The organism is Streptomyces sp. NPDC000880 (assembly GCF_053599675.1).
In genome coordinates, this window is sequence record NZ_JBSFMS010000093.1 from 1 (window position 1) to 16346 (window position 16346).

The 16346-nt window shown below is 69.7% G+C and carries 15 protein-coding genes and 1 pseudogene; 7 read left to right on the top strand and 9 right to left on the bottom strand.

Annotated elements, in window-relative coordinates; all coding sequences use genetic code 11:
- Positions 1-124: 124 nt before the first annotated feature.
- Entirely contained in the window at positions 125-892 is a 768-nt protein-coding gene (gene fabI, locus ACWDO5_RS25365; RefSeq protein WP_450532659.1) for an enoyl-ACP reductase FabI, read from the bottom strand.
- A gap of 5 nt (positions 893-897) precedes the next feature.
- Positions 898-1617, bottom strand: coding sequence for a 3-oxoacyl-[acyl-carrier-protein] reductase (gene fabG, locus ACWDO5_RS25370; protein WP_450532660.1), 720 nt, complete (start codon positions 1615-1617; stop codon positions 898-900).
- Positions 1618-1945: 328 nt separating this feature from the next.
- Here fabG and ACWDO5_RS25375 point away from each other — a divergent pair, with 328 nt between their 5' ends.
- From ACWDO5_RS25375 to tyrS, 3 genes are all read left to right on the top strand, one after another.
- Complete coding sequence (locus tag ACWDO5_RS25375; protein WP_450532661.1) at positions 1946-3469, top strand: TldD/PmbA family protein; 1524 nt, start codon at positions 1946-1948, stop codon at positions 3467-3469.
- 106 nt (positions 3470-3575) lie between these two features.
- Positions 3576-4976 (top strand): metallopeptidase TldD-related protein, encoded by a 1401-nt coding sequence (locus tag ACWDO5_RS25380; protein ID WP_450532662.1) that lies wholly within the window; start codon positions 3576-3578, stop codon positions 4974-4976.
- A gap of 43 nt (positions 4977-5019) precedes the next feature.
- The gene (tyrS, locus tag ACWDO5_RS25385; protein WP_450532663.1) at positions 5020-6288 is read left to right on the top strand and encodes a tyrosine--tRNA ligase; all 1269 of its coding nucleotides are present in this window, start codon (positions 5020-5022) and stop codon (positions 6286-6288) included.
- Positions 6289-6403: 115 nt separating this feature from the next.
- On the opposite strand, the gene ACWDO5_RS25390 is transcribed toward tyrS, so the two are convergent.
- Positions 6404-6679 (bottom strand): GlsB/YeaQ/YmgE family stress response membrane protein, encoded by a 276-nt coding sequence (locus tag ACWDO5_RS25390; protein WP_450532664.1) that lies wholly within the window; start codon positions 6677-6679, stop codon positions 6404-6406.
- A gap of 217 nt (positions 6680-6896) precedes the next feature.
- On the opposite strand from ACWDO5_RS25390, the gene ACWDO5_RS25395 reads away from it, so the two are divergent.
- Together ACWDO5_RS25395 and ACWDO5_RS25400 are read left to right on the top strand one after the other, a co-directional pair.
- Positions 6897-7283: a DUF3099 domain-containing protein gene (locus tag ACWDO5_RS25395; RefSeq protein ID WP_450532686.1), complete on the top strand. Its 387-nt coding sequence runs from the start codon at positions 6897-6899 to the stop codon at positions 7281-7283.
- 180 nt (positions 7284-7463) lie between these two features.
- Entirely contained in the window at positions 7464-7685 is a 222-nt protein-coding gene (locus ACWDO5_RS25400) for a hypothetical protein (protein ID WP_389187467.1), read from the top strand.
- Here ACWDO5_RS25400 and moaA read toward each other — a convergent pair.
- The 3 genes from moaA to ACWDO5_RS25415 form a co-directional block, all read right to left on the bottom strand.
- Positions 7668-8657 (bottom strand): GTP 3',8-cyclase MoaA, encoded by a 990-nt coding sequence (moaA, locus tag ACWDO5_RS25405; RefSeq protein WP_450532665.1) that lies wholly within the window; start codon positions 8655-8657, stop codon positions 7668-7670. The genes ACWDO5_RS25400 and moaA overlap by 18 nt on opposite strands.
- Before the next feature lie 154 nt (positions 8658-8811).
- Positions 8812-10452: a solute symporter family protein gene (locus ACWDO5_RS25410; RefSeq protein ID WP_450532666.1), complete on the bottom strand. Its 1641-nt coding sequence runs from the start codon at positions 10450-10452 to the stop codon at positions 8812-8814.
- Entirely contained in the window at positions 10449-10814 is a 366-nt protein-coding gene (locus tag ACWDO5_RS25415) for a DUF485 domain-containing protein (RefSeq protein ID WP_450532667.1), read from the bottom strand. Before ACWDO5_RS25415 ends, ACWDO5_RS25410 begins: the two co-directional genes overlap by 4 nt.
- 289 nt (positions 10815-11103) lie before the next feature.
- Here ACWDO5_RS25415 and ACWDO5_RS25420 point away from each other — a divergent pair, with 289 nt between their 5' ends.
- Positions 11104-12636: a S8 family peptidase gene (locus tag ACWDO5_RS25420; protein WP_450532668.1), complete on the top strand. Its 1533-nt coding sequence runs from the start codon at positions 11104-11106 to the stop codon at positions 12634-12636.
- A 79-nt stretch (positions 12637-12715) separates the two neighbouring features.
- Positions 12716-14125 (top strand): CoA transferase, encoded by a 1410-nt coding sequence (locus ACWDO5_RS25425; protein WP_450532669.1) that lies wholly within the window; start codon positions 12716-12718, stop codon positions 14123-14125.
- 67 nt (positions 14126-14192) lie between these two features.
- On the opposite strand, the pseudogene ACWDO5_RS25430 reads toward ACWDO5_RS25425, so the two are convergent.
- The 3 genes and pseudogenes from ACWDO5_RS25430 to ACWDO5_RS25440 all read right to left on the bottom strand — a co-directional run.
- Positions 14193-14430: pseudogene (locus tag ACWDO5_RS25430) on the bottom strand (IMP dehydrogenase); the annotation flags it as partial.
- 71 nt (positions 14431-14501) lie between these two features.
- The gene (locus ACWDO5_RS25435; protein WP_450532687.1) at positions 14502-15125 is read right to left on the bottom strand and encodes a lysoplasmalogenase; all 624 of its coding nucleotides are present in this window, start codon (positions 15123-15125) and stop codon (positions 14502-14504) included.
- Between the two features lie 341 nt (positions 15126-15466).
- Positions 15467-16333, bottom strand: coding sequence for a sterol desaturase family protein (locus ACWDO5_RS25440; protein ID WP_450532670.1), 867 nt, complete (start codon positions 16331-16333; stop codon positions 15467-15469).
- Between the last annotated feature and the right edge of the window lie 13 nt (positions 16334-16346).

The following is a 16346-nucleotide window of genomic DNA, read 5'->3' on the forward strand; positions in this document are numbered from 1 at the left end:
CTTCGATCTGGATCCGCCGCAGGGGTTCGCGGCGGAGACGACGGGGGCGTCGATCATGTTCGGCTCGGCGTACCTGTTCCCCGCACTGAGCGGGGAACGGGGCGTCGTTCTCGTACGGGAGGGGTCAGGCGCCCATCATGTGCACGCCACCGTCCACGTGGACGATCTCGCCGGTCGTCTTCGGGAACCAGTCCGAGAGCAGGGCGACGACTCCGCGTCCGGCCGGGTCCGGGTCGGCCATGTTCCACTCCAGCGGGGAGCGGTGGTTCCACACGTCCGCGAGCTCTGAGAAGCCCGGGATGGACTTGGCGGCCATGGAGCCGATCGGGCCCGCCGAGATCAGGTTGCAGCGGATGTTCTGCTTGCCCAGGTCGCGGGCGAGGTAACGGGAGGTGGCCTCCAGCGCGGCCTTGGCCGGGCCCATCCAGTCGTACTGCGGCCACGCGAACTGGGCGTCGAAGGTCAGGCCGACCACCGCACCGCCCTCCTGCATCAGCGGCAGGCAGGCCATCGTGAGCGACTTCAGCGAGAACGCCGAGACGTGCATCGCCGTGGAGACGGACTCGAAGGGCGTGTTGAGGAAGTTGCCGCCGAGCGCGTCCTGCGGGGCGAAGCCGATGGAGTGGACGACGCCGTCCAGGCTGCCCAGCTCGTCACGGACGACGTCCGCCAGCCGGCCCAGGTGCTCGGTGTTGGTGACGTCCAGCTCGATGACCTTGGCCGGCTTGGGAAGCTTCCGGGCGATGCGCTCGGTCAGCGTGGGCCGGGGGAACGCGGTCAGGATGACCTCGGCGCCCTGCTCCTGCGCCAGCCTGGCGGTGTGGAAGGCGATGGAGGACTCCATCAGCACACCTGTGATCAAGATGCGCTTGCCGTCGAGAATTCCGCTCATGGCGTTCAGTGACCCATGCCCAATCCGCCGTCAACGGGAATGACGGCTCCGGTGATGTACGAGGCGTCGTCGGAGGCGAGGAAGCGCACCGTGGCGGCGACCTCCTCGGGCTGCGCGTAGCGGCCGAGCGGCACCTGGGCGACGATGCCCGCGCGCTGCTCGTCCGTGAGCACCTTGGTCATGTCGGTGTCGACAAACCCGGGTGCGACGACATTGAACGTGATGTTGCGCGAACCGAGCTCACGGGCGAGAGAGCGGGCGAAGCCGACGAGACCGGCCTTCGATGCGGCATAGTTCGCCTGCCCCGCCGAACCCAGCAGACCGACCACGGAGGAGATCAGTACGACGCGGCCCTTCTTGGCCCGCAGCATGCCGCGGTTGGCGCGCTTGACGACCCGGAAGGTGCCGGTGAGGTTGGTGTCGAGGACGGTGGTGAAGTCCTCCTCGGACATCCGCATCAGCAACTGGTCCTTGGTGACACCGGCGTTGGCCACCAGCACCTCGACCGGACCGTGCTTCTCCTCGACCTCCTTGTAGGCCTGCTCCACCTGCTCGCTGTCGGTGATGTCGCACCTGACGGCCAGGCAACCCAACTCGGTCAGGGCGGCCGGCGGCTCGCCGGACCGGTAGGTGATCGCGACCTTGTCGCCGGCTTCGGCGAACGCACGAGCGATGGCGAGGCCGATGCCCCGGTTTCCTCCGGTGACGAGAACCGAGCGGCTCAACGGATCACCCTTTCGGTAGCGGTCTGGTACCCGAAAACCTATCGGTCCCGTCCTCCTTACAGAGAATCGGGCCCTGACAGCGCCTTCATCCCGTCACTGTCGGGTCCCTACAAGGGACCACGCTCAGGACCGTACGAGGTGAAGGGAACGGATTGGGGGCACCGGAGCGGTGCCCACAATCGTCAGGCGACGGCGACCGGGGTGGTGGGCGCGGCGACCGACCGCTGCGCACGGCGGGGCGCGGACAAGTCATGGAAAACGTGTGGCCGACTACGGGCAATCGCCGACATGGTTCACTGCGGACACATATCGAGAAGGGAAGACCCTCGTGGTCCATCAGGTCGATCAGTCATTTCTGGCGCTGCCGCTGCGGGCCTTCGCAGACGCGGCACTCGCCCGGGCGCGTGCGCTCGGCGCCGAGCACGCCGACTTCCGCTTCGAGCGCGTGCGCAGCGCGGCCTGGCGGCTGCGCGACGCCAAGCTCGCCGGCTCGTCGGACACCACGGACCTCGGGTACGCGGTACGGGTGGTGCACGGCGGCGCCTGGGGGTTCGCCTCCGGGGTCGACATGACCATGGACGCGGCCGCCAGGGTCGCGGGCCAGGCGATCGCGATGGCCAAGCTGTCGGCGAAGGTGATCGCGGCGGCGGGCTCCGACGAGAGGGTGGAGCTGGCGGGCGAGCCGGTGCACGCGGACCGGACATGGGTTTCCTCGTACGAGATCAACCCGTTCGAGGTACCCGACGAGGAGAAGATCGCGCTGCTGGCGCAGTGGAGCGAGCGGCTGCTGGGCGCGGAGGGCGTTGCGCATGTGGACGCCTCACTGATCACCGTCCACGAGAACAAGTTCTACGCGGACACCGCGGGCACGGTCACCACGCAGCAGCGGGTCCGGCTGCATCCGCAGCTGACCGCGGTCGCAGTCGATCCGAGCAGCGGCGAGTTCGACTCGATGCGCACGGTCGCGCCGCCGGTGGGCCGTGGCTGGGAGTATCTGACCGGCACGGGCTGGGACTGGGATTCCGAGCTGGAGCAGATCCCGGAGCTGCTCGCGGAGAAGATGCGCGCGCCGAGCGTCGAGGCCGGGCGGTACGACCTGGTGGTCGACCCGTCGAATCTCTGGCTGACCATCCATGAGTCGGTCGGCCACGCCACGGAGCTGGACCGGGCACTGGGGTACGAGGCGGCGTACGCCGGGACGTCCTTCGCCACCTTCGACAAGCTGGGGAAGCTGGCGTACGGCTCCTCGGTGATGAATGTGACGGGCGACCGGACCGCGGAGCACGGGCTGGCCACGATCGGGTACGACGACGAGGGCGTCGAGGCGCAGTCGTGGGACGTGGTGAAGGACGGCACGCTGGTGGGCTACCAGCTGGACCGGCGGATCGCGAAGCTGACGGGGCTCGGCCGGTCCAACGGCTGCGCGTACGCGGACTCGCCCAGCCATGTACCGGTGCAGCGGATGGCGAATGTGTCGCTGCAGCCGGATCCGGGCGGTCTGTCGACGGAGGATCTGATCGGCGGGGTGGAGCGGGGCATCTATGTGGTCGGCGACCGGTCGTGGTCGATCGACATGCAGCGCTACAACTTCCAGTTCACCGGTCAGCGCTTCTTCCGCATCGAGAACGGCAAGCTGGCGGGTCAGCTGCGGGATGTCGCGTACCAGGCGACAACGACGGACTTCTGGGGCTCGATGGAGAAGGTGGGCGGCCCGCAGACGTATGTGCTGGGCGGCGCGTTCAACTGCGGAAAGGCCCAGCCGGGCCAGGTCGCGGCGGTCTCGCACGGCTGCCCGTCGGCCCTGTTCAGGGGCGTGAACATCCTCAATACGACGCAGGAGGCCGGTCGATGAGCGGCCACCACGCAATTCGCCGGGGGTCCGGGGGCCCGCGGCGGCAGCCGCTGATGTCGCAGTCCCCGGGCAGGCACAGTCTCAACACCACGCAGGAGGACGGTCGATGAGCCGTATCAGCAAGCCGTACGAGATCGTCGAGCGTGCCCTTGAGCTGTCCACTGCCGACGGTTGTGTCGTCATCGCCGACGAGGAATCGTCGGCCAACCTGCGCTGGGCCCGCAACGCCCTGACGACGAACGGCGTCACCCGCGGCCGCACCCTCACCGTCATCGCGACCGTCGACGGCGCACAGGGCACCGCGTCCGGTGTCGTGTCGCGGGCCGCCGTCACCGTCGATGACCTCGAGCCGCTCGTACGGGCCGCGGAGGCCGCCGCGCGCGGGGCCGGGCCCGCCGAGGACGCTCAGCCGCTCGTCGAGGGGGTCCCCGCCTCCCCCGACTTCACCGACCCGCCCGCCGAGACCTCCTCTTCCGTCTTCACGGACTTCGCGCCCGCGCTGGGCGAGGCCTTCGCCCGGGCCCGGGCCGGTGAGCGGGAGCTGTACGGCTTCGCCAACCACGAGCTGACCTCCACCTACCTCGGTACGTCGACGGGGCTGCGGCTCCGCCATGACCAGCCCAACGGGACGCTGGAGCTCAACGCCAAGTCCCCGGACCGCTCGCGGTCCGCCTGGGCGGGCCGCTCCACGCGGGACTTCAAGGACGTGGACCCGGCGCTCCTCGACGCGGAGCTCGCGCAGCGGCTCGGCTGGGCCGAGCGCCGGATCGACCTGCCTGCGGGCCGGTACGAGACGCTGCTGCCGCCCACCGCGGTGGCCGATCTGCTGATCTACCAGATGTGGTCGTCGACGGCCCGGGACGCTGCGGAGGGCCGTACGGTCTTCTCCAAGCCCGGCGGCGGCACCCGCGTCGGCGAGACGCTGTCGCCGCTGCCGCTGACCTTGCGCAGCGACCCGAACGAGCCGGGTCTTGAGTGCGCGCCGTTCGTGATCGCGCACGCGTCCGGCGACGACGCCTCGGTCTTCGACAACGGCCTGCCGCTGTCGGCGACGGACTGGGTACGCGGCGGAAAGCTGGAGCACCTGATCACCACCCGGCACAGCGCAGGTCTGACCGGGCTGCCGGTTGCCCCCGGGATCGGCAATCTGATCCTGGACGGGGGTGGTGAGCGTTCGCTGGACGAGATGGTGGCGGCGACGAACCATCGCGGGCCCAGCCTGCTGCTGACCTGCCTCTGGTACATCCGCGAGGTCGATCCGGCGACGCTGCTGCTGACCGGCCTGACCCGGGACGGCGTCTACCTCGTGGAGAACGGCGAGGTGGTCGGCGAGGTGAACAACTTCCGGTTCAACGAGTCGCCCATCGACCTGCTGTCCAGGGCCACCGAGGCGGGCCGCACCGAGAAGACGCTGCCGCGCGAGTGGGGCGACTGGTTCACCCGGGCCGCGATGCCCGGGCTCCGGGTCCCGGATTTCAATATGAGTTCGGTCAGCCAGGGCGTATAACCTCAAAGACGTCTGCAAGCACACCGAAGGAGACGCGAGAGAAGTGACGGACATCGTCGACGAACTGCAGTGGCGTGGGTTGATCGCCCTCTCCACTGACGAGGACGCATTGCGCAAGGCGTTCGCGGACGGTCCCGTCACGTTCTATTGCGGCTTCGACCCGACCGCGCCGAGCCTGCACCTCGGCAATCTGGTCCAGATCCTCACCATGCGCCGGATCCAGCAGGCGGGCAACCGCCCGCTGGGTCTGGTCGGCGGGGCGACCGGTCTGATCGGCGACCCGAAGCCGAACTCCGAGCGCACGCTGAACGCGCCGGAGGTCGTCGCGGGCTGGGTGGAGCGGCTGCGCGGGCAGATCGAGCGGTTCCTCGACTTCGAAGGACCGCACGCCGCGACCATGGTCAACAACCTGGACTGGACGTCGGGTCTGTCGGCGATCGACTTCCTGCGCGACGTCGGCAAGTACTTCCGGGTCAACAAGATGATCGCGAAGGAGGCGGTCGCGCGGCGGCTGAACTCCGACGCGGGCATCAGCTACACCGAGTTCAGCTACCAGATCCTGCAGGGCATGGACTTCCTGGAGCTGTACCGGCGGTACGGCTGCGTCCTGCAGACCGGCGGCAGCGACCAGTGGGGCAACCTCACCGCGGGCACCGACCTGATCCACCGGGTCGAGCCGGAGGCCGACGTGCACGCGCTGGCCACCCCGCTGATCACGAAGGCCGACGGCACGAAGTTCGGCAAGACGGAGTCCGGCACGGTCTGGCTGGACCCGGAGCGGACCACGCCGTACGCCTTCTACCAGTTCTGGCTGAACGCCGACGACCGGGACGTCTCCAAGTTCCTGCGGATCTTCAGCTTCAAGTCCCGCGAGGAGATCGAGGAGCTGGAGAAGCTGACCGAGGAGCGCCCGCAGGCGCGTGCGGCCCAGCGGGCGCTGGCGGAGGAGCTGACGACGCTGGTCCACGGCGCCGACCAGTGCGCGGCGGTTGTGGACGCGTCGAAGGCGCTGTTCGGTCAGGGCGAGCTGGCCGAGCTCGACGAGGTGACGCTGCGGGCGGCGCTCTCCGAGCTGCCGCACGCCCGGGTCGCCGAGCTGGCCCCGGTGGTGGACCTGCTCGTGGAGGTCGGCCTGGCCCCCAGCAAGTCGGCCGCCCGCCGCACGGTCAAGGAGGGCGGCGCCTACGTGAACAACGTCAAGGTCGCCGCGGAGGACGCCGTACCGGCGCAGGACGATCTGCTCCACGGCCGCTGGCTCGTGCTGCGCCGCGGCAAGAAGAACCTCGCGGCGGTCGAGGTCACAACGGCCTGATCAGGCCCGGGCGCCCCCACCGCCGAGACATCCCCGGTGCGGGGCACCCGGCGCACACACGTCACGGCGGTGGCCGGGCGGGCATCGCGCCCGGCCGGCCACCGTCGTTCCTGGATCAGGCTCTCTGTTTGTTGCGCTGCGCGGCGGTGTACGCCATCTCTCCCAGGAAGACGAGCACCACGGCCGCCGCGAGCTGAAGCAGATGGCGGCCCCAGTCGACGCCCGGGGTCTCGGCGATCCCGAACCCCATCGCGAGCCAGTTGCCGAGCACAGCGCCGCCGATACCCAGGATGGTGGTCAGCCAGAGTGGCATGTGCTGTTTGCCCGGCAGGATGGCCTTTGCGAGCAGGCCCAGCACGAACCCCACGATGATCGCCCACAACCAGCCCATGGCTGCCTCCTTGTACGGCTCTGCGTGAGCAGTTACGCCGCCATTCTCGGCCGATCGGCCTTACAGCGCATGTCGGGCGACGCCATACGCGTTACGGCGCAGCTGGGGACACGCAGCGGGGCCATGACCCGCTCTCGTAGGTGTCTCAGCTGCGGCGTACGGTGGAATACGTCAGGACCGGGGAGCGTCCGACGCGGAAGCCAGGTGGTGGAACGTGATGCGGAAGCATGGCGATGCGGAGGTCTTCCGGATCACGGGAGCCCGGCAGGGGCTCGCCGACGATGTGCGAGGCAGGCAGCGTCGCTATGTGATCTCGATGTCGGTGCGGACCGTGGCGGTGATCCTCTCCGCAGTCCTGTGGAATGTGGAACGCCATGTGGCGATCGTGGCGCTGGTGCTCGGTGGGGTGCTCCCGTACATCGCCGTGGTGATCGCCAACGCGGGCCGCGAGAACCCCCCTTCGCTGCCCTCGACGTTCGTCCCCACCCCGTCCCGGCCGATGATCGCGCCCGTCCCCACGCCGGCCGCCGCGGAACCCGAGGCGGAACCCGAGGCGGAAGCCGACGGCTCCGAGCGGGACCGTCAGAGACCGGAACAGAGCTGATTCCATGGGGCTGCAAAGCTCAAGAAAAGCTCAGATCAATCGTGAAGTTCCGGTGCACTGCACCCCGTTCCCCGTGACATACTTCGAAGCGCGCTCCGTATCCCCCGTCGGAGCGACGGACCGACGCCGGGCAGCTCCCCCCGTGGCTGCTCGGCGTCGCCTTGTTTGGGATGAAAATCAGTGAGTGACGAAACGCCGATCTGCTCCGCCAAGGGCTGCCGTGCCGACGCGGTCTGGGTGCTCGCGTGGAACAACCCGAAGCTGCACACTCCGGAGCGCCGCAAGACCTGGCTCGCCTGCGAGGAGCACCGTGAGCATCTCTCTCAATTCCTGGGCGTGCGTGGCTTCTTGAAGGATGTCGTGACGCTCCCGGAGTGGGAGTCCTCAGCCGCCGATCGCTGACATCGGACGGTCGGGCTGCAGGAACGCCGGGTCGTCGAGGCCCGAGCCCGCCTTCTTGCCCCACATCGCCAGCTTCCATATACGGGCGATCTCCTCGTCGGGAGCGTCCGAGCGCAGCGCAGCGCGCAGGTCCGTCTCCTCGCGGGCGAACAGGCAGGTGCGCACCTGGCCGTCGGCGGTGAGCCTGGTGCGGTCGCATGCCTGGCAGAAGGGGCGGGTGACGGAGGCGATGACCCCGACCCGGTGCGGTCCGCCGTCCACGACCCAGCGCTCGGCGGGCGCGGAGCCGCGCTCCTCGTCGCCCTCGGCGGTGAGCGTGAAGCGCGTACGCAGCGATTCGAGGATGTCACCCGCGGTGATCATGCCGTCGCGCTTCCAGCCGTGCTGCGCGTCGAGCGGCATCTGCTCGATGAAACGCAGCTCGTAGTCGTTCTCCACGGCCCAGGCGAGCAGGTCGGGGGCCTCGTCGTCATTGAGGCCCGGCATCAGGACCGTGTTGACCTTGACCGGGGTGAGGCCCGCGGCGCGGGCGGCCTCCAGGCCGCCCAGCACGTCGTGGTGGCGGTCGCGGCGGGTGAGGGTCTTGAAGACGTCGGGCCGCAGGGTGTCCAGCGAGACATTGACCCGGTCCAGGCCGGCGGCCTTGAGGGCGGTGGCCGTGCGCTTGAGCCCGATGCCGTTGGTGGTCAGCGACATCTTGGGGCGGGGCTGCAGGGCGGCGCAGCGCTCGACGATCCCGACCAGCCCGGGCCGCAGCAGCGGCTCCCCGCCGGTGAAGCGGACCTCGGTGATGCCGAGGTCGGTGACGGCGATGCGAATCAGCCGGACAATCTCGTCGTCACTGAGCAGATCCGGCTTGGCGAGCCATTGCAGACCTTCTTCCGGCATACAGTACGAACACCGCAGATTGCACCGGTCCGTGAGCGAAACACGCAGGTCAGTGGCCACACGGCCATAAGTGTCTATGAGCACTGTCGGCCCCCTCCCCCAATCGCGGATCTGATGGTTCCGACCCTACGCCAGAGTTCTGACAACGACGGGGCCCAATTGTCACGAGGTACGGCGCGGCCGCGTCGTAGGACTCTACGACGCGGCCGCGGCCCTGACCCCGTACAGGCGGGCCTGATCAGTGGGCTCCGGTGCCGGTGAGGGACTTGACCTCGAGTTCCGCGTACTTGCCCTTGTCGGCTTCTTCCTTGGACAGCAGGGAGCCGAGCCAGCCGAGCAGGAAGCCCAGCGGGATCGAAACGATGCCCGGGTTCTCCAGCGGGAACCAGTAGAAGTCCGCCTCCTTGAACATGGAGGTGGGCTTGCCGGAGACGACCGGCGAGAACAGCACCAGCACCACGGCCGAGGTGAGACCGCCGTAGATGGACCACAGCGCGCCCTGCGTGGTGAACCTCTTCCAGAACAGGCTGTAGAGGATCGTCGGCAGGTTCGCGGACGCGGCGACCGCGAAGGCGAGAGCGACGAGGCCGGCGACGTTCAGATCGCGGGCCATTGCGCCGAGCGCGATGGAGACGACGCCGATGGCGACCGTCGCCCAGCGGGCCGCGCGGACCTCTTCCTGCTCGGTGGCGTTGCCCTTGCGGATGACGTTCGCGTAGATGTCGTGCGCGAAGGAGGACGAGGACGCCAGGGTCAGGCCCGCGACCACCGCGAGGATGGTGGCGAAGGCGACCGCGGAGATCACCGCCAGCAGGATGGCGCCTCCGGTGGATCCCGCGCCGCCGCCGATCTCCAGGGCCGCCAGCGGCGCCGCCGTGTTGCCCGCCTTGTTGGAGGCGATGATGTCGGCGGGCTTGAGCAGCGCCGCGGCGCCGAAGCCGAGCACGATCGTCATCAGATAGAACGCGCCGATGATGCCGATCGCCCAGTTGACAGACTTACGGGCGGCCTTAGCGGTGGGCACGGTGTAGAAGCGGATCAGGATGTGCGGCAGACCCGCGGTGCCGAGGACCAGGGCGATACCGAGCGAGATGAAGTCCAGCTTCGAGGTGCTGGTGGCGCCGTACTTGAGGCCCGGCTCCAGGAAGGCCGATCCCTTGCCACTGTTCGAGGCCGCCGCGCCGAGCAGATCGGAGAGGTTGAAGTTGAACTTCAGCAGGATCAGGAAGGTGATGAGCAAGGTGCCCGCGATGAGCAGGACGGCCTTGACCATCTGCACCCAGGTGGTGCCCTTCATACCGCCGATGGTGACGTACACGATCATCAGCACGCCGACCAGGGCAACGATCGCGATCTTCCCGGCGTCGCTGGTGATGCCGAGCAGCAGCGAGACCAGCACGCCCGCGCCCGCCATCTGCGCCAGCAGATAGAAGATCGAGACGACAATGGTGGAGGTTCCGGCGGCAGTTCGGACCGGGCGCTGGCGCATGCGGTAGGCGAGGACGTCGCCCATCGTGTAGCGGCCGGAGTTGCGCAGCGGTTCGGCTACGAGCAGCAGCGCGACCAGCCACGCGACCAGGAAGCCGACCGAGTAGAGGAAGCCGTCGTAGCCGAACAGGGCGATGGCGCCCGCGATGCCGAGGAAGGACGCGGCGGACATGTAGTCGCCGGAGACCGCGAGGCCGTTCTGGAAGCCGGTGAACTGGCGGCCGCCCGCGTAGAAGTCGGCGGCGCTCTTCGTCTGGCGTCCTGCCCACACGGTGATGAACAGGGTCGCGACGACGAAGCACGCGAAGAGCGTGATGATCAGCGGCCGGTGTTCGCTCGCGCCCTCGGCGGCCAGCTGGACGGTGGGATACGCGGCGTACGCGGCGCTCATGCGTCGGCCTCCATGCGGGACTTGATCGCCTCGGCCTTCGGGTCGAGTTTGGCTGCGGCATGACGCGAATAGAGCCAGGCGATGAGGAAGGTGGTGGCGAACTGGGCGAGACCGAAGACGAGGGCGACGTTGACGTTGCCAAAGAGCTTGGTGCCCATAAAGCCGCCGGCGTAGTTGGACAGCAGCACGTAGAGCAGGTACCAGGCGATGAACGCGATGGTCAGGGGGAAGGCGAAGGAGCGGTATGTGCGGCGCAGTTCGCCGAATTCCCCACTCTCCTGCACCTCGACGAACGACTCTGTCGTGGGCTGAGCGGGGCTGGTGTCCGTGCCGCCGGGGGGCGGCGGTGCATCGGTAGCCACGGAATCTCCTCGCGACGCGGGTGCGGTGGGGATGGACAAGGGGACCTCACAGTCGGGGGGGGCGGTTTGATGTTGCTCCACCCCCTGACAACGGCACGGTGAGCGCACCGAACCGGTTCAACATCGGCCTTTTTCTTCCGGACTCCCGCCGGAATTTCTCCGGACTTTCTGTCGGTTTCTTCCCCAACTCATTGATGGCGGCGCATGATCGGCGATAGCTTCGCTCGTCATGTACCCGCCCATTCGCACCGTGTGTCTGGGCGGTTGTCACGGATGATGTGGAGAACCCATGGCTCATCTGGGATCCAGACGGCGGCGCGCGCTTGCCCTGCCCGTCGGTCTGGCGCTCACGGCCTCGCTCGGCTTCCTGCCCGCGGGAGCCGCCTCGGCAGCCCCGGCGGACGAGGTACCCGCCGCGGTGGTTACCGACGGCCCGAAGCTGTCGTACGTCGTGAACGTCAAGGGCGGGAACGGCACCGCCAAATCGGTCAAGAAGGCAATAGCCAAGGCCGGCGGCTCGGTGGTGATCGCCTACGACCAGATAGGCGTCATCGTCGTCCACTCGCAGAACCCGGACTTCGCCAAGACGATCCGTACGGTCAAGGGCGTCCAGTCGGCCGGTGCTACTCGTACGGCCCCGCTGAGCGCCGCGGGCGACACGGCGATCGATTCGGAGCGTCCGCTCACCGCCGCCGAGGCCAAGACCGCGGCCGCCCAGGCGGACGCGGGCCAGGACCCGCTCGAGCCCCTGCAGTGGGACCTGCCCGCCATCAAGGCGGACAAGGCCCACGAGAAGTCTCTGGGCAGCAAGAACGTCACGGTCGCGGTCATCGACACGGGTGTCGACGACACGCACCCGGACCTCGCGCCGAACTTCGACCGCGCAGCGTCGGTCAGCTGCGTGGGCGGCGCGCCCAACACCGCGGACGGCGCCTGGCGTCCGGGCCCGGGCGAGAGCGACCACGGCACGCACGTCGCGGGCACGATAGCCGCGGCGAAGAACGGCGTCGGTGTCACCGGCGTCGCGCCGGGCGTGAAGGTCTCCGGCATCAAGGTGTCGCAGCCGGACGGCTTCTTCTACACCGAGGCGGTCGTCTGCGGCTTCGTCTGGGCCGCCGAGCACGGCGTCGATGTGACGAACAACAGCTACTACACCGACCCGTGGCTGTTCAACTGCAAGAACGACGCCGACCAGACGGCTCTGATCGAGGCACATGCCCGGGCCATCCGGTACGCGGAGCGCAAGGGCGCGGTGAACGTCGCCGCGGCCGGCAACTCCAGGATGGACCTCGCCGCCGACGAGCTCACCGACACGACGAGCCCGAACGACACCACTCCGGGCGAGCGGGTCATCAACCCGCGTGAGTGCCTGGACATCCCGACCCAGATCCCCGGCGTCGTCACCGTCTCCGCTCTGGGCGCGAAGAACCTGAAGGCCTCGTACTCCAACTACGGCCTCGGCGTGGTCGACATCTCCGCCCCGGGCGGCGACTCGACCCTCTACCAGAAGCCGGACGCGCCGGCCATCGACGGCCGGATCCTGTCCACGCTGCCGGGCGGCGGGTACGGCTACAAGGCCGGTACGTCCATGGCCTCGCCGCATGTCGCGGGCGTCGCCGCGCTGATCAAGTCGACGCATCCGAACGCTTCGGCATCGGCCGTGAAGGCGCTGCTGTACGCGCAGGCCGACGACACCGAGTGCACCAACCCGTACGACATCAACGGCGACGGCACGGTCGACGCGGTGTGCGAGGGCGGCAAGCGCGATAACGCCTTCTACGGGACGGGCGTCGCGGACGCGCTGGACGCGGTTCGCCGGTAGAAGTGCTTGACCCGGGGGCCGGGCGCGGGGTTCCGCGTCCGGCCCCCTCCTGCGTGGCACCGAGTGCCATAGTGGCTGCATGGTTCACGCATCACTCCGTGGTACGGCCCAGGCCTGGGCGGCGCTGGGCGGCGATCCCGCCCTCCTCGACCGCGTCCGGTACGAAGGCACGGGTGGGCTGCCCGCCGAACTGCCCGTCATGGAGCTGGCGCGCTCCACCGTGGCGGTCTGCGCACTGGCCGCGGCCGAGCTCGCCGCCCGCCGCACCGGCGGCCCCGTCCCGTCCGTCCGCGTCGACGACGGAGCGGTGACCGCGGCGTTCCTCAGCGACCGGCTGGTACGGGTCGACGGCGAGGCGCCGACGACCTTCGCTCCCCTGTCCCGCTTCTGGCGGGCGGCCGACGGGTGGGTCCGTACGCACGCCAACTACCCCCACCACCGGGCCAGGTTGCCGGCCGCCCTCGGGCTGCCGGCCGACGCCGGCGTGGATGCCGTCGCGGCCGTGATCGGCCGGCGCGGAGCCGCGGAGGTCGAGGAGACGGTGTACGCGGCGGGCGGTCTTGCGGTCGCCGCCCGTACGCCCGAGGAGTGGGCGGCACACGAGCAGGGGGCGTCGGCCGCCGCCGCGCCGCTGCTGACACGCACGGCGCTCAGCGACTTGTGCGAATTGGGCGAGCAACTACCGTGCCGACTCCCGGAGTTGACCGGGGACGTAACTCTGCCGGCCGCCGGGCTGCGGGTCCTCGACCTCACCCGCGTGCTCGCCGGGCCGGTCGCCACCCGCACGCTCGCGCTGCTCGGCGCGGATGTGCTGCGGATCGACCCTCCCCAACTGCCGGAAAGCCAGGAGGCACACAACGACACCGGGATGGGGAAGCGCTCGACGCGGCTCGATCTCGGCGGCCGGGGCGGCGACCGGCGGATCTTCGAGGAGCTCCTGGAGAGCGCCGATGTGGTGGTGCTGGGCTACCGGCCCGGCGCCCTGGACCGCTTCCCGGGGCTGACGCCCGAGGCACTGGCCGTCCGCAGGCCCGGGCTGGTCGTCGCCCAGCTCTCCGCCTGGGGGCGGTACGGGCCCTGGCACGAGCGGCGCGGCTTCGACAGCCTTGTGCAAGTGGCCACGGGCATCGCCGCGATCGAGGGCAGTCAGGGGAAGCCCGGCGCGCTGCCCGCCCAGGCCCTCGACCACGGCACCGGGTATCTGCTGGCGGCCGGCGTCCTGCGCGCCCTCACCGACCAGCACGACGAGGGCGGGGCCAGGCTGGTGCGGCTCGCCCTCTCCCAGACGGCGGCCTGGCTGGTGAACGGCCTTGAGAGAGACAAGCCCGCGGAAGCGGTGGCGTACGACCCCGAGCCCTGGCTCACGGAGACGGAGAGCCCCGTGGGGCGGCTGCGGCACGCCCTGCCGCCGGTCTCCTTCGCGGGCGGCCCGGCCAACTGGGTGCGCCCGCCCGGGATTTGGGGGACGGACGCGCCCGAGTGGCGGTGAGCACGGTCACGTGTGGCCTGCGCCGCGTCGGCCTCGTTACGGCGCGATCGCGTACGGTGTGATCGCGTTACGGCTTGATGGGGCCCTTCAGCGCGGTGCGCTCGCCCATCGCCTTGTAGCCGCCACGGACGCCGTCGAGGCCGACGAACAGGACAAGGACGGGCAACGGGTCGATCGTGCCGTGCAGGACGTCGGGGAGCAGCTCGGGGATGTACCGCGTACGGGCGCGACGCCGCCGCGCAGGGGATGTTCCGGCCGAACGTCACGCTCAGGCCGGTGCCGCTGCCGTGCGGCACTCCGACATAGCACCGCCATCCACGCGGATGTCGTGCGGAGCGTGGATGACGGTGGCGCGCACGGGTGAGGTCCTTGCCGATCAGACAGAGATTCGGCTCTCACGGTACGCCTGCGTGCTCCGGGCGAGCACGCCAGCGGCCAGCAGCAGTTGCCCCGCGCAGTAGGTGAGCATGATCCAGAAGTCGGGTAGGGGCAGCTGCGGCCATTCGGCGACACCTGTGGCGATGAGCATGTCGGAGAGCAGGAACAGCGCACCGCCCGCGCCTGCGACGAGGCCGTGCCCGCTCGCGCGGTAGGCCATGGCGGTGAGCAGCAGCGAGTATCCGGCGACCGGGATCCGCAGATCGGCGGGGAGGTCGGGCCACAGGAGCGCGACGGCGCCGACGAGAGCGATGCCGTAGAAGCCCGCGAGGAGCGGTGACGTGCGCGCAGGCCGGAACAGCAGCAGATAGCAGACGTGTCCGGCAGCGAATGACCCCATCCCGACGAGGAAGGCCCAGTCCGCGCCGGAGAGCAGGAAGACATCGCCGCCCCAGCCGAAGAGGAGCGCGGCGATGAGCGGGCGGGGTGCGCCGCGGGTGGCGGCGTACGCCGTGAGCAGCGGCATGAGCAGCGGCTTGGCGGCGGTGTGCCCGGCGTCGAGGCCGAGGGCGAGCGAGACGAGGTCGCAGCCGACGGCGAGGAAGAACGCGACGAGGAGCATGCGAGCGAGCCGCTCCCGCAAGGCGGAGCCCGCGCCGGCACCCGCCCGCGGAGCGGAGCCCGCCGCGACGCCTGCTCGCGAGGCGGAGCCCGCAATGGCACCCGTCGGCAGGATGGAGCCCGCCTGCGAGGCGGAGCCCGCCGAGGCATCGGCCCCCGGCTCGGCGGTCGCCGGCCCGGCGATCGGCTGCCCGGCGATCGGCTCCGCAGCCGACTGCCCGGCGTCCGGCTGCCCGGCCCCCGGCCCCTTGGCCGACTGCCCGGCGTCCGGCTGCCCCGCCGTCGGCGGCCCCGCGGACACGGACTTGCCGTGCTCGGCGCGACCCTGCCGCCTGCCGCTGCTCACGCGATCCGCCCCGGCTCCGCGGCGGCCTCCTGGACGGCCGGCTGCCAGCCGGGCCCGCGGAAGACCCGCCCGGCCCGCTCGCGCCAGGTGCGGGCCGCCCGTACATCCCGGGCGATCGCCGCGTACTCGTGCGTGGCCACCCGCAGCGGGTTGTACGTCCCGATGTTCTTGGTAAGCCCGAAGACGGGCCGCTCCGTCTCCGGCGCGAAGGACCCGAAGAGCCGGTCCCACACGATCAGGATCCCGCCGAAGTTCCGGTCCAGATAGCCGCCTTGGGAGGCATGATGAACCCGGTGGTGGGAGGGCGTGTTCAGTACGAACTCGAAGGGCCGCGGCAGCTTGTCGATCCGCTCGGTGTGCACCCAGAACTGGTACACGAGGTTGGCGGACGAACAGAAGGCGAGGGCGGCCGGATGCACGCCGCAGGCGATGAGCGGCAGATAGAACGGCCAGACGGTCAGGCTCGTCCAGGGCTGACGCAGCGCGGTGGAGAGATTGAACTTGCGGCTGGAGTGATGGACGACATGGCAGGCCCACAGGATCCGGATGACATGGTGGCCGCGGTGGGACCAGTAGTAGAAGAAGTCCTGCGCGAGCAGCATCAGCAGGATGGTCCACCACAGCACGGGGACGCGGGCGGGGGTGAGTTCGTAGACCCCTGTGTAGATCGCGACGATGGGGATCTTCCACAGGATGTCGAAGACGAGGCTGCCGAGCCCCATCCCGATACTGGTGGCGGCGTCTTTGGTCTCGTAGCCTGCGGCGTCCTCGTCCGGATGGAGCCGGTAGCTCACCATCTCCAGGACGGTGAGCAGGACAAAGGCAGGTATCGACCACAGCACGACATCGGGCAGGTTCGGCATGCGAGCACCGTAG